This is a genomic window from Achromobacter spanius (assembly GCF_029637605.1).
Classification (GTDB): Bacteria; Pseudomonadota; Gammaproteobacteria; order Burkholderiales; family Burkholderiaceae_B; genus Achromobacter; species Achromobacter spanius_E.
The window spans coordinates 3,703,049-3,717,051 of record NZ_CP121261.1 but is presented as its reverse complement, the minus strand read 5'-3'; the positions used below and the strand labels follow the sequence as shown (position 1 = coordinate 3,717,051).

General features: G+C 55.9%; 9 protein-coding genes and 1 tRNA gene. 6 read left to right on the top strand and 4 right to left on the bottom strand.

Annotated elements, in window-relative coordinates:
- The first annotated feature begins 494 nt into the window (after positions 1–494).
- From P8T11_RS16555 to P8T11_RS16540, 4 genes are all read left to right on the top strand, one after another.
- A complete protein-coding gene (locus P8T11_RS16555) occupies positions 495–1,628 on the top strand; it encodes an integrase (RefSeq protein WP_219991216.1) in 1,134 nt (377 codons plus the stop codon).
- Between the two features lie 193 nt (positions 1,629–1,821).
- Entirely contained in the window at positions 1,822–3,345 is a 1,524-nt protein-coding gene (locus tag P8T11_RS16550; RefSeq protein ID WP_268080945.1) for an Eco57I restriction-modification methylase domain-containing protein, read from the top strand.
- Positions 3,342–4,421: a BsuBI/PstI family type II restriction endonuclease gene (locus P8T11_RS16545; protein ID WP_219991214.1), complete on the top strand. Its 1,080-nt coding sequence runs from the start codon at positions 3,342–3,344 to the stop codon at positions 4,419–4,421. Before P8T11_RS16550 ends, P8T11_RS16545 begins: the two co-directional genes overlap by 4 nt.
- Before the next feature lie 1,792 nt (positions 4,422–6,213).
- Complete coding sequence (locus tag P8T11_RS16540) at positions 6,214–6,645, top strand: hypothetical protein (RefSeq protein ID WP_268080946.1); 432 nt, start codon at positions 6,214–6,216, stop codon at positions 6,643–6,645.
- Between the two features lie 1,103 nt (positions 6,646–7,748).
- Here the strand turns inward: P8T11_RS16540 and P8T11_RS16535 are convergent.
- Complete coding sequence (locus P8T11_RS16535) at positions 7,749–8,546, bottom strand: hypothetical protein (RefSeq protein ID WP_268080947.1); 798 nt, start codon at positions 8,544–8,546, stop codon at positions 7,749–7,751.
- Positions 8,547–8,918: 372 nt separating this feature from the next.
- Here P8T11_RS16535 and P8T11_RS16530 point away from each other — a divergent pair, with 372 nt between their 5' ends.
- Positions 8,919–10,640: an ATP-dependent nuclease gene (locus P8T11_RS16530; RefSeq protein ID WP_268080948.1), complete on the top strand. Its 1,722-nt coding sequence runs from the start codon at positions 8,919–8,921 to the stop codon at positions 10,638–10,640.
- The gene (locus P8T11_RS29250; RefSeq protein ID WP_431521702.1) at positions 10,633–12,063 is read left to right on the top strand and encodes a UvrD-helicase domain-containing protein; all 1,431 of its coding nucleotides are present in this window, start codon (positions 10,633–10,635) and stop codon (positions 12,061–12,063) included. Before P8T11_RS16530 ends, P8T11_RS29250 begins: the two co-directional genes overlap by 8 nt.
- A 458-nt stretch (positions 12,064–12,521) precedes the next feature.
- On the opposite strand, the gene repC is transcribed toward P8T11_RS29250, so the two are convergent.
- The 3 genes from repC to P8T11_RS16515 form a co-directional block, all read right to left on the bottom strand.
- Positions 12,522–13,367 carry a replication protein C, IncQ-type gene (gene repC / locus P8T11_RS16525; RefSeq protein ID WP_268080949.1) on the bottom strand — a complete coding sequence of 282 codons (846 nt, stop codon included), beginning with the start codon at positions 13,365–13,367 and terminating at the stop codon, positions 12,522–12,524.
- A 26-nt stretch (positions 13,368–13,393) separates the two neighbouring features.
- On the bottom strand, positions 13,394–13,585 hold the full coding sequence (locus P8T11_RS16520) for a helix-turn-helix transcriptional regulator (protein WP_042795350.1): 192 nt from the start codon (positions 13,583–13,585) through the stop codon (positions 13,394–13,396).
- 312 nt (positions 13,586–13,897) lie between these two features.
- Positions 13,898–13,982, bottom strand: a tRNA-Leu gene (locus P8T11_RS16515).
- Positions 13,983–14,003 lie beyond the last annotated feature (21 nt).

Genomic DNA, 14,003 nt, shown 5'->3' with positions numbered 1-14,003 from the left:
CCATTCTCGGCTCATCAAACGAACCTGCCGTACGCGACCACATCGCTCTACGCCAGCAAGAGGCGGAACGTATGGTGCAGTAAATGCTGAGAAATTTGCGGTGCGCGGTCGATAAAAAAACCGGCGGATGCTTGAGAGCTTTCTGGTGCCCGGGGCCGGAATCGAACCGGCACGCCTTGCGGCGGGGGATTTTGAGTCCCCTAGTTTAGGACTTCATTGGATGCGGCTGGACAACGTTCTATCTTTAACCTATTGATTTATAACAATATGAAGTCCAGTGTTGTCCGGCTGCATCCAGCTTCATTTGGCGCTAAACTGTGCACATAACTGTAAACAGATAGGTCGAGCCATTGAAGAAAGTCCTGTCATTGCGTGACGCGGTCCAGGCAATCAAGCCGCGGCAATTCTTGAGGTTGGAGTCAGTGCCTCCATGTGGCTCATTAGAGCTACGGAAATCAGGGCAGGGGGTTCTCTCGTTCTACTGGCGTGTCACGTTGGCTGGAAAGAGCGACCGTTACCCTATCGGTCTCTATGACTCATCTGCTGCGCCAAAGAGTCTCTCACCCACCAGCAAAGGCTATTCGTTGCAGGCGGCTCGTACAGCGGCGGCCGCGATGGCCGCGAAGCACTATGAGGCTCAAGCTGAGGGTGGCTATAGAGCTGTCGTGAACGAGGAGAAGGCCAAAGCCCAGGCAAAGCGGGAGGAAAGTGCCGCGGAGGGCTACACGTTAGGCAAGCTCTATGCCTTTTATGTGGAGCAGTTGGCGGAGCGAAATGCTGAGACCGGCAAGCAGGCGAGGAACCTCTTTGCGAAAAACGTGCAAAAGCCATTCCCCGCTGTCGCAGCCTCACGAGCGAACAAGGTAACGAGTGAGCAGATTGCTGAGGTGCTAAGGCCGCTATCCACTGCTGGCAAGCGCAACACGGCTCGTAAACTCAAGGCGTATTTGAGCTCCGCCTTCGAGCGAGCAAAGAACCCTGAACAGAATGCTGCGGTCTCGGAGGCGTTGGCAAAGTTCAAGATTCGCCACAATCCGGTCGCGGATGTGGCTGGCGTGAGGCAGTCTCGCGGGTCGGACAAGAACCCCTTAACGCCGGACGAGATGCGTGTCTACTGGAGACTAATCAATGTTCCCGGGCAGGAGGCCGCGTTGTTGAGACTGCATTTGATGCTCGGCGGCCAACGGATTGAGCAGTTCGTCCGGCTACGCGCGGACGATATTCAGGAAGACTTTATTACGTTGATTGACACGAAGGGGCGCTCGGGTACCCGCAGGCCGATTCACTTGCCGCGGATTCCCGTGATTGATGAGGCCTTAAGTCAACTTACGGCGAGCGGAGATTTCGCAATAACGGTAATGCCTGGGAGGCATCTCAGTGCTACGACTGCTCGCTCGTGGGCCAAGCGAGTTGTTGGAGGCAAACTCGAAGGCTTCGAACTGAAGCGCGTGCGTTCAGGCGTGGCGACGCTTTTGGCAAAGCTCAAGGTAAGTGCGGAGGTTCGTAATCACCTACAGTCCCACAATCTAACCGGGGTAGAAACCAGGCACTACAACAACTACGACTTTCAGGATGAAAAGAGGGATGCACTTGAACGTATGTTGGAGTACCTGGAGTTTGGCCGATAGCTGCTGACGGGTCCGACTCACCGAGATGAGTCGCCTCCGGTCTGGGGCTACGAATTCGTTACTGCCTTCGAGCACAACCTGACCCTGGCGACAGCATTCGTCAGCTGCCGAGTCTCGGGGGCAACGTGTTAGCATCGCGTGCGCAGCATGGCCCACCTAACGGTGGGTTTTTTTGGGCATCTGGTAGGTTGAAATGAACTCCTTAGTCGACATAGCACACTCCGCTGGGCGCGCCTTCACCGCGACGTTGAGCCGTGCGGAACAGCGTGCGATGGGTCAGTTCATGACTCCGCCCACCGTTGCGAATTTCATGGCGCAAAGCCTCGTGGCGAACGCGACTCAGTCGACGGCCAAGGTTCTTGAGCCAGCAGCTGGCGCCGGCATCTTGGCAGCAGCAGCTGTCCAGGCGCTGCTGTCGAAGCCGCAGATGGAGCGGCCAAGCCGAATTGAGCTACTTCTGTACGAACTGGAGTCCAGGTTGATACCGGGACTCCAGTCCCTTTGCGAGCAAATACTAGCGGTGTGCGAGCAAAACGGCGTCGCGTTTGACTACGTGATTCGTAATGAAGACTTCCTGCTTTCGGACTTCGCGCTGCGTGCGGACCCCTTGCCAGGTTTGATGACTATCGCGAATCCGCCGTTCTTGAAGCTAAATAAGACTACGGACCCGCGAGCAGCGCTGCATGCTTACGCCGTCTATGGTCAGCCGAACATTTACGCGCTGTTTATGGCCGCCACAGCCAGGCTTACGCCACCCGACGGAGGCTGGTGTTTCATCACTCCGCGCAGCTGGATGGCCGGAGCCTATTTTAAGGCGGCACGCCGCACAATGTTGCGGCACCTGACCATCAATCGTTTGCACGCCTTCGAGAGTCGCACGGAGGGTTTCGAAGAAGACGCTGTGCTTCAAGAGACAGTCATTGCTTGGGGCGTCGGGCGAACGCAGGTCGAGGTTGGGGCAAACATTCAGGTTACGCGTAGTCAGGGCGCAAATGACCTTGCCGCAGCGGGTATGCAAGCGATACCGATTGAACGGGTTGTGGGCTCCGATGAGCACGCCATGTTCTCATTGCCAACGGCAAGCGCCGACCCGTTTGAAGGATGGACCGCGACGCTGAAGACCTATGGTTTGACGGTCTCAACAGGCCCTGTGGTCGCGTTCCGAGCAAAGCAGCAGATTCGGGAATTCGGTGGTGAGAACACGGTTCCTCTACTTTGGCTCCAACACGTCAGGCAGCAACATATTCAATGGCCTGTGCAGAAGAAGCGCGAGCATATTGTGGCATCTGCTGAAAGTGCGTGGATGTTGGTGCCCAATGCTCCAATGGTGGTGATGCGAAGATTTTCGCCAAAGGAAGACGAGCGTCGAGTGACATGCGCGGCGTATCTCGGCCAATTGCCTGGTGCCGCAATTGGCCTTGAGAATCACCTGAACTATATCTATCGCAAAGGGGGGACGATGACGCAAGCTGAAGCGCGCGGTATTTCGGCGTTTCTGGCGAGCAGTGTTGTGGATGAACATTTCCGCGCGCTTGCTGGCAGTACGCAAATCAATGCGACCGAATTGAGAAAACTGCCGCTGCCGCCTTTGGCTCTGCTGGTGAGAATAGGTGAACGTGTTGGTGCTACCCCAACACTGTCGGCAATTGACCGTGTGGTCGATGAGGAGCTTGCCATTCCTGCTGAGCAACAAGCGATGTGTGCGGGGGGAGAATGAGCCTGCCTCCACTATTGTCTATCGCCGAAATTCAGGCCCGATTACTCAAGATTTTCCCGGCAGGGCTGGAAATGCGTGGCCCGCTGACCAGGGAAATGGCGGCGAAGACCGTTTGGGTTTTTCTGTATGGGGGCATGGTTGAAGGGGAAGGCCGGCTTCTGCGTCCAAGTCATGTGTACTTTTACACGGCAGACCAAGCAGCTTTGACCGATGACATGGACCGCTTGGCTTGGGTTGCTAACTCAAACCGGCCCGGTTTCCGACCCGAGGGTGAGCGATGGTATGCAGACACGACTCGCGAACCAATTCGCGATGAAACTATCCGTCTGGGCTTGGTCGATATCGGTGCTGTGGGGAAAATTCCTGGCATTCCGACAACTTCTAGTAAGCCGATTTATTTCTTGAAGACTGATTTTGCTGAGCTTTTCGACCCAGCTCTGACGGAGGAACGGTTTGAAGCCGCAGTAGAGTCATGGCAGGGGAGACATTTGTCTTCCGCTGCGCGGGCGCGTATGAAAGTAATCGCTGCCGGCAAAGTAAGGCGTGATGACGAGGTGTCGGTTCGGTGTCCTGATGGGAGCGTCATTAAGCTAGCTCCAGGTCCATCGTCGTTGATTTCGAAAGGCGTTGTTGAGAATTTTTCCGAGTCCTTTTTGGGTGCCGCCGCGCTCTTGTGGATGTCGGAAAGCGGGGCCAAGGTCCGTTACCACGATGATATGGTGGCGCAATCCCTTGGGCTCAATATAGATGCATCCAAAGTGTTGCCGGACATCATTCTGGTCAACGTTGGTGATTCAGGCGAGGACACTGCGCTCGTCTTTGTGGAAGTCGTAGCCTCAGACGGGCCGATGACGCAAGCGCGCAAAGATGCATTGCTGTCATACGTGCGGGTGGCGGGGTTTCCCGAAAAACAGTGCTATTTTGGTACGGCTTTCGAGGACCGGGCTGACAGTGCTTTCAAGAAGGCCTTGCCGACGTTGGCTTGGGGGTCATTCGTCTGGTTTCGGTCAGAGCCCGAACGTCTTTTATGGCTAGCAGAGAGGCCCTTCGACATTACGGGGAAGACGCGGCCATAGATGTGGTGTGCCTGGATACCCCCCCTCCGAGTGGAAGGGGGGCGAGTTTCGAGTGTGACCTCCGTAGGGAATGCCTCTATTGCTCTCGATTGCCGCCAGGCAACGAGGGTTTCGCTGTTAACGCCGCCAAGCGTTTCGAGCTATCTAACTTGCAATGAGCCGCCAAGCTCAAAAACCCCTTGCGGGGCACACACATTTTCAACCGCTGGCAGTTTTCGAGTGCGCTTACACGCTCGCTTCGGACTCGACTGATTAGGTCTTGTCCGTCACTCGGACTCTACTATCCGCCTCTCCCTCTCTTGTGCCGTTCCAAGTGCCACCTTGGTCGATTGGCCGTCAGAGATTCCCACGTTAGCTCATCGTGTCAGACCCACGATTTGAGATATGGAGCCTCAGGTTCCAGGAGTCGCATACGCTTCACGGCTGTTGCCGCTTTCGCCCTACGATGTTCCATAGCATCGGGTTACCGTCCCGAACCTTCATCAACTCATCACGCCGCAAGGGCGCATATCCAAGGGCCTTTACTCGGATGCCAGACTCTCACTGGCAATTACAGGCTTAAGCTATCCAGAGACCCACGCATTTCCGCGTGGTGCCGAGCAGTCCAGGTTTCCCCTCGTGCCCCTGTCGCATTTCTGCGACCTCATCAGCCCACCTGCCGAGACTGGGTTGTGCCGTTCATTTCCGCACACCCCCCAATGCAGATTCACACTGCTTCACGCTGAACAGGGTTCGACTGTGTTGCCACAGCTCCCGTTTCCGTGTCGCCCAACGTCGCCGGCAAGCAGGCTATCTGGCCCGCTATGCGTCGGAGTGGGTCGAAGCAATGGTGTCCCATTGCAGCGCCCGTTGCAGCCCTACCAGCCCCAATTACAAGGCATAGAGCTACGGCGGTTTGCAAAGGCTTGGCGAGCCTTTGCGGGGGGTCTTCCCCATGTGTGTGTTTGCAAGTTGGCGGTCCTGCGTTGTGCACCCTTTGGTAAGGTGCACAACGCAGGGCTGCCTGATGCAATGCGCATGAGCATCGACTCTGCGCGTTGTGTTCCTGTGTACGTATAGTGCGGCTCTTACTCGTCGCATCACAGGTTTTGACGCGCAAAAACCACAGAGCGTATAGCGTCAAAATCGGCTATTGCCAAGCGCTGGTTCTTTTCCATTGACCACTCTATGTCCTGTCCGTAACTTCCAATCGCAGGGGCAAAAAAGGAGTCAAGGTGACGTCGGGACAGAGGTTCGACGCTGTTGCCTCTAGAGCGTTTTGGTGAGGCGAAAGGATGGGCGGATTCAAACGCATGAGCGGCATCGTTGATGCGATTTACAGGTCAAATCCCGACTCGGTGCGGCAGGTTCTCGCACTTTCTCGTCAGGATGCTGAGCGCTTGCCCAGACTGCCAAGTCTGGCAATCATCTCAATTAGGTCGCCGGATGATGAGCCGGCAGCGCTGGACGGATTTGCCCATCTCCTTCGGCTCTGCTTCTCGGATGTCGACTTCCTTAACCCCTCAATTTCGTTGCGGGCGCGTAGCCGACCGCAACGAGAATTTACCGTCGAACAAGCGTCCGCTGTTCATTGCTTTATCCGCTCATTGCCTGCCGAAGTTAAGTCATTGGTGGTGCATTGCGAGGGCGGATTTTCGAGGTCTTGCGCAATCGCGTTGGCGGTACATCGTGTGTATGGCTATCGCACGGACCTGACACGACTGGGGAGGGCAAATCCCTCCGTTGCCCTGTTGATGATGTCCACACGGTGCTCGCCGTTGTTCGAATAAGCGCTTACCTGGGGGAATCTTTTATGAATGCGATTGTGTCCATCAAGTTCAACACGGATGGAGTTTCGGAGAGGGCGCTGCGTGTACTACGAGCAGCTGTTGCAATTGCAGCCGAGAATCGGGGAATTCGATTGCAAGTAATCTCACTTCAGAATTTTTGTGAGAAGGCTGGTCTGCCGCGGGGCACGGGCGTGCTTGAGTTAGGAAAACTGCTGGGCGAGTCGATGAAAGTGCTGGGGACCTTGGAAGTGCTGAGCCTGGAGCCCGATTCGCTCTCGGAAGATGTCTGGGGAAGCTGGCCGCCTTATGACTCGATAGCCATCGTCGATGACCAGGTTGAGTTTGAGATTTGCGATGCCATGTTCCAACATGACGCTTGGCGGTCGCTGCTTGAAGGCGAACTCGGTCGCGAGACTTCAGGAGCGAGGATGTTATCGATGTTGTCCCCTTGCTGAGGAGATGTCTATGACCTCAAGAATGTCACCCCAAATTGACTTGGAAATTGCCTTGCGTAAGTTCCATGAGTTGGGCATGTCCGATGGGGATTTGGGCTATGCATACTGGTATCAGGTAAGCCAACTCCTCCGCGGAGCCGCGGAGATGCAAGCTCGAATTGATGAGCTTAGGCAAGAGCTGGAGTCGTGCCACTCAAGGGGAAATCGCCGACCGAATCGGTCGTAGCAGACGCGCAAGCTTCAGTCTACGTTTGGGTGCGCGAGCGTCCCAACGTTACGTTTCGCACTTCGTCTTGCACGAGTCAGCCGAGCTGCGCTCGGAACATCTATTTGTCTCATCCTCCTCGGCCCTTAGCAAAGCGAATCACACGCACTGCGTCTGCTCTATACGCTGGTATCAGTCTTTTCTTGAGATGCCAATGCGTACACCTACAACCCCGCTGGCCCGAACCACTGCTGCTGCGCTCGCGCGAGTCCTAGACAGCGTTCCCCGTGGCTACACCCGCTACACCTCAGGCACCATCCTGGCATCCAAAGTGGGTGCTCTGGTCAGTAAGTTCCATCGCCTTTATGGAGTGGCTGCATCGGCATCTCAGCGGATTACCAGAAAGCGACGTGGGAAGGCGAATGCAATTTTGACTTTGTTCCAGCCCCAAGGGGCTGAGCGAGTTTGCTGGTTGATGCTCTTCACGGATGGTGAGTTAGATGCCAACGAGTCGCTACGAAGCGTCTTTGAAAAGCCGCGATTGGTCTGGCTAGGCTATGAACTTACTCGGCACAACCATAAGGGTGGAGTTAGATGGACGTGGCGTCGAGAGCCAGAGCAGATGCGGAACTTGTACACATTGCTAGATGAGCAGCTTCGGCGGCGTCGGTGGAGAGAGGTTGAGGCCACTCTCGCAAGAGTGGCCTCGCAGCCAGGGTTTTACGGGGTCCGTGGTCAGTCGTGGCGTCTTTGTCAGGAGGCGAGGGCCCGCGGGTATCCCGGGGAGCTGCCATTCTTGTTCTACATGCAGAAAATAGGCCACGGAGAGCACATTCCGGTGATGTAGTGCAATTTCCTGTTTGGAGGCTCTCGCTGGCCGAAGATAGAGGAGTCAGGTTCACTCTTCAGCCGGGTTAGACCAAGCCAAGAATAGCTCGCCTTTACTTCGGGTCGGCAATGGACCAGATTTTGAATTGGTTCGGGGCCGTCCGCCGCTGTGCCCGACGACGCCGTCGCATTCACGCAGCATGGGGGCTAGGTGAGCCAGTTCTGGAAAAACTTGGCAGAACTTTGTCTCGTTCAATAGCTCGACTCCAGCCAACCCATCCGCTTCAGGCCCGTCTTCTGGGTGACTGTTGAACGGTACGAGCCCGGCACGTGGAAGCAGGTGGCAGAATTCGCATATTTCCATCAGTTCGCTGTCGTCGTCACCCGTCGTCGGTATGTCACCTGTGAGGCACGCGTACCATACTTGTTCCACCGTCCAGCCCGGTTTCAGTTCTGCGCGCAGTACGCTCAACAGTGGTGACCCGGTGTGCAGTTGCGTGACTTTTCCGACTCTGGCGCGACAATCATGGCGGGCGTACCCGGGGCCATAGGGGACAACGCCGCCGCCTGATTCGAAGAGTTTGACGAGATGAGCGAGTTCCGGGCACTGCTGTCGGAATCTTCTCTTGTTGGTCAGGACGATGGCGTCGGGTAGTGAACCAATCGCATGCTCCACCCCAAGCCCTAGATATTCCAGACAGCCCCTTTCGACCCTCTGGGTCACAGAAAGCGCCCGGTGCGAGGTGGCGGCATGGCAGAGTTGTTCTACCGGCTTTTGTTTGCTTCCAGCGCGGCGCCAATCGAGAATCGCGCGCAGGGGATTATCGGCTGTCGAGGTAGCAGTTCGCGCGCGTTTGCGCTTCGGCATGGACGCTTCGCATGCATCGGCCACGGACTGCCCACACGCGACAAGACGTAGGAGAGGCGTTGCCAGGTCGGACTGACGTGGTTTGAAGGCTTTGCGGGTAGCGGCGGGATTTACGGTCGGCATTATCGTTTCTCCATAGGGACACCGACGCCATGGGCCTGAATGGCCGGCATGGTGATGTCAAAAGGTCCTATGAAGGTCGGCTAGCTGCCGACTATCGACCGCTCTGGTGATTCGCTTGAGCGCGAATAGAGCAGGCCGCATTCTAGGTGAAGCGATTTATTGTGTCAACGAAGTCGGCGGCACAGGTCTTCGTACCAAAAATTGGTTCCCGTATACTCGGCACGACCTTCGTGCTCTATCGGGTGAAGCGTGTATATCAAGCACCTAGTAATCAAGCGATTCCGTGGTATCGAAAGCCTGAAATGGTCCCCTGGAAAGGGGGTTAACTGTCTAGTTGGGCCAGGCGATAGCTGCAAGACGACGATACTCGACGCCATCGATTTCTTATTTGCTGAACGGCACAACATCGCTTTCGATGACCTTGATTTTTACAAGGCGGATACAACCCAGCAAATTAGAATCGTCGCCGTCCTGGCCGACCTCCCCCGTGATTTTCTCAGAGAGGACCGTTACGGCTTGTCGCTATCAGGGTGGCAGGGCGGGGACAATCCTTGGGTTGAAGAGCCTAACGAGAGTGCTGGAATCGAAGCCGTGCTATGCATTGAGCTTCAGGTAGACAGCACACTAGAGCCGGACTGGCATGTCCTCACGCGGAGACGCGGTATTTCTGATAGGACCAAGAAAATTGCCTTTGAGGACCGGAAAGTGCTGGCTCCGGCAAGGTTAGGCGGCTATTCGAATCGTCATCTGTCTTGGGGGCGCGGGTCAGCGTTGCAGCGGGTCGGTGCATCACCGGAGGAGTTGCCCGCGACGTTGAGTCGCCTGGTTCGAGCTGCTCGCGATTCTTTTACAGAGAACGGGGCAAACGCCTTCAATGAGCGCTTGGGCATCATCGGAGCGGAAATCGCGAAGTTGGGTGTGCGTTTTGAGAGCGGATTGGCCGCTAATCTGGACTACGGCAGCATATCGATGGGGGCTGGTGGTGTCGCCCTACACGATGGCGACGTCCCCGTGCGACGCATGGGTACTGGGTCATCTCGGCTTGCGGTTGCTGCGCTGCAGAGCGCGGACTCTGGTTCTAGGCAGTTTTTTCTCGTGGACGAAGTCGAGTACGGGCTAGAGCCACATCGAATTTCTGTGCTCACTTCGCACTTGCGGAATAAAGTGGCTGAAAGCGGTCAAGTTTTCATGACCACACACTCTCCATTTGTGTTGCGGGAACTTCGTTTCAATGAGGTCGTCATTTGTCGGCGGGATTCTGCCGACGGTACTGTGCGAGTTAGGGGGGCCGGCAGAAAGTCGCCGGAAACTAACGAAGAACGGCGATACACGCGGAATCAGGGCGAAGCGCTGCTATCGAAGAGGATACTTGTCTGCGAGGGGCAAACAGAAGTGGGGCTCATGAAGGGTTGGGCCTCAAAATTGCCAGTGGACTTTCAAACTCTGGGTGTGACAGTGCTGGAGGGCAATGGTGACCCGGAGGCTTTTGGCGTGGCCTTGCACTATGCAGCGCTTGGGTACAAAGTTGCACTACTAATGGACAGTGATAAGGATATCTCGCCAAAAAACGCGGCCGCGTTAAAAGAGGAAGGGGTTCCGCATTATTCGTGGGAGAAGGGACGCTGCACTGAAGTAGAGCTATTTCTCGGTATCCCGGCGGAGCTACGAAAGCGTCTTTTGGCCACAGTTTTGTCTGACGAAGGATATTCGGTCATAGCGGCGTGTGGCCAAGTCGGCAGCGCGACAAGCTCGAAATACGCTGCACTCGCGGACCTACTTCCTCTCTTAGAGAATGACGAGACTGCCGAAATCATAGGGAAACAGGCAAATGGCCATACGTGGGTCAAACATCACTATGACCTAGCCTATCGAGTGGGCCAGACAATCATCCCTCTGGCTATGTCGCAGGGAGTCGGTACTTTGGCAGCCAAGCTGCGGGAAGTGCATCTATGGCTATCCAGCGATGCTTGAGACTGTCGTTAGTGGCATGCTGGAGTCGGATACTGGAGCTATCGAGGCACCGGCAGGAACTGGAAAGACAGAACAGATAGCAAGGATTGCGTCTGTGGTACCTGGCCGATGGCTAGTACTGACCCACACCATCGCTGGTCGAGATGCCATCCGTCGGCGGCTTGAGCGGATAGGGGTCAGTGCTAAGAAGGCTCATGTCGATACTATCGCGGCTTGGTCCTATCGCTGGGCAAGCGCTTACCCATTAGCATCAGGCTTGGTGCCGGCCGCTGGCCGACACTTAGACGTCTGGCTTGATGTGTATTTGGCCGCCGCTAAGTTGGTCCGCTCAGGTGCCGTTAATAGTGCGCTGACAGCCTCTTATGATGGATTGCTAGTCGATGAGTATCAAGATTGCTCAATAGCCCAGCATGCGATTCTGTCTGCCCTGCGAGGTATCTTGCGCTGCTACATTTTTGGAGACCCGTTACAGGCCATCTTTCGCTTCAATCGTGGTGTGGCATCTGAAGAAATCGTTGATTGGTCTGCCGTTCTAGAAGAGTTTCCTCTGCATGGACGCTTGCAGACTCCTCATCGCTGGAATCACGCAAACAACCCGGAATTAGGGCGGTGGCTGTTATCGATACGCGAGACCTTCTCATCCGGCGCGTTGGACTTACAGTCAGCGCCGCATCTGCCTGTACGCTGGATTCACTGTGAAGAGGATGCCATCGCCCGGGAGTTGGCGGCACACTGTCGTGTGAGGAGGCCGGCTGGCGAGGTGCTAGCCGTTATCGATGTGAGCCAGGCCCCAGCTAGGAGGGCGGAGCTTGCCAAGTACATTCGCGGCACTACATTGGAACCAGTCGGCAGCACGTCGGAAATGAAGTTCTATGAGGATGTCACGCGAGCTACCGGATTAGACCGAGTCAATACGGTCCTGAAATTCGCTGCCACGGTATGGCAGGGGGTCGACGCATCGAACAAAAGAAAGCGCGTTACCAGCATATTGAATCGACCTGGAAGGGCTGCAAATCCGCCCAGCGAGGTTGAGTTGGCGCTCTGCGCTGTTGCTCAGAATACCGAAATTCTTCTGGTTCTCGATGCCTTGGAGGCAGTTGGGAGAGAGGAAAAAACTAGGGTAGTTAGGCCAGAACTGCTTGCGTCTGTTCGGTCTACCTTGGAGATGCTGGCTTCCAATCCGGAGGTCGATATGGCTGAAGCATGCTGGGAAGTCGCCAATCGGCGCCGGCAGATGGGGCGCACAGTTCGAGACAATGCAGTCGGAAGCACGTTGCTCTTAAAGGGGCTCGAGTTCGACCATGCTGTGATAACGCCGGGGGCGTGTTCCACTGCTTGCGATTGGTATGTAGCGCTTACTAGGGCCACGCGTAGCGTACGTGTCTTGTCACCCTCACCTATCCTGGATTTTAGGAGCGCCTAGCGCAGTGGGGGGGGGCAATCTGTTCGCGCGTCTATATAGGCTTTAAAAAGGCAGCCAGCGAGCCTACAGCTTCCATTGGCGCCGCTCTAGCGCTATCTGTAAGGCGTGGGGCCATTTTTGGGTAGGGGGGGGGCGCTCGCGACGCTCGCGCACTCCTCTCCCTGGCTGCGAACGCCGCAGGCGTTTATTGGTGCTTGCCATCACAGAACGCGGCGCTGGTTGCTCAGTGCTTGCTCGGAGAACGAGCGTCTGGTTCAGAGAGCCACCTCAGCATGGCGGCGTACTTGGCGCGGGCTCTCTTTGATATAAAAAAATGTCATAGATAATAAGTAATTAGATGGGTTGTGTAGGCAGGGGCTTGCTTGTAAAAAAGGTCTTCTAACAAGCCCTCTTCCTTCGTCAGGGGTAGAGGGCCTGTGAACCATTTCTACAGGGAGATGCACCCAATTCTTCAGTTTTTAGGAAACCAATTCTTCAGGTTTCTTGGCGTCTCTGAATGTTGTCTTTCCCCTTGCTGGGCGGCTGATAGTGAACATGCTTGGCTCTGTCTCGACGACAGCCCATCCTATCCCTGGTAGCTCTGCCAAGGCGCGCCGAACCGATTGTTGTCGCTTTCGTTGAGCGACGATGGACGGTGCTTCGCCGTCACCATAGATATAGGAGCACAGAGTCTGCATTCCAACCTTGCGCCTGCAGCCTTGGTTTATCCAATGCAGCCGGTTGTGCAAAATATGTGCAGCGCCAGACTTAAGGCTACGGACCTCGTCCATATTGGTACTGAGGAAGCCGTTGCGTCCTAGGACTGCGGCTGTGGCTAGCGGGCTGAGAACGATGGAGAGGCGGCCAGTTCGAGATTCGATGTCGTGACCCGCGATAAGGTGATATGAGCCTTCAAAGTCGGGCTTTTTTACTAGGACAGTCACGTTCGCAAGTCTCACGAGAGAAGCCCGCATCTTTTGGTAGCTGAAGCCGCAATTCTTCTCAAATCCTGCGGTCTCCGCGAGCTTTGCGAGGGTGAGGGGGGCTGCTACTGTCGGAGCCGAGCTGGCGTCGCCCGTCAACGCGAGCAATGACCTTATTGGGGCCGCGTCACTCAGCATGCCTTTGACATTTCTGAGTCCCTCGGTGGAGAGCGCCACGATGGCTTGAAGGACTTGCAAGTCTCTCGAGTCTAGCGGCTCGAAGCCCATGAAGCGGAAAGAGGTTTCTTCAATGGTGAATGTGACATCCAGCTTCTTCTGCTTTCGCTCTCCTGGGGCCAAGCTTCGGAACAAACCGTGGGCATGCACAATGGGATGCGCCATCTTCGCATGTGGTGGAAGTTTTCTTGTCAACGGCCGACCTCGTCAAACGACGCCACGAGGCGGTCGATGTCGCTGCGTCGCCAAGCGGCGATGCGGGGGCCAATTTTCACTTGCGCCGGGAAGCGGCCGGTCTTGATACCCTCATACCAGGTCGCTCGCGACACGGGAATGATGGCTAGTACTTCGGGAAGGCGCAGGAGAGTGTCTGCACTGCTCATTTCTCATTTCCAACGTCCCCATGGGATATGCCCGGAAATGTGTCCTCATTTGCTCGATATGTCCTTCGCAGCCCGCATGGGTAGAGCCGGCAGCGTCCGGTGACGTCATATGGCGTCAGGGGAGTATAGGAAGGTGAGCCGAGGATGATTTGGTAGAGCAGCGCGCTGTGCACAGCGCGTGGAAGCCAAGCGCTCAATCGAATTGAAACTGTGCACAGGACTGTCAACAGGTCAATACGCCGCGCCTTCGCTGATGCAGTGTTTGCATCGCAAATTCTCGAAAATTCATTCTGAATCAACGAGTTAAATGCGTGGTGCCCGGGGCCGGAATCGAACCGGCACGCCTTGCGGCGGGGGATTTTGAGTCCCCTGCGTCTACCAATTTCACCACCCGGGCAAGGGGGTCGCGAACACGTCC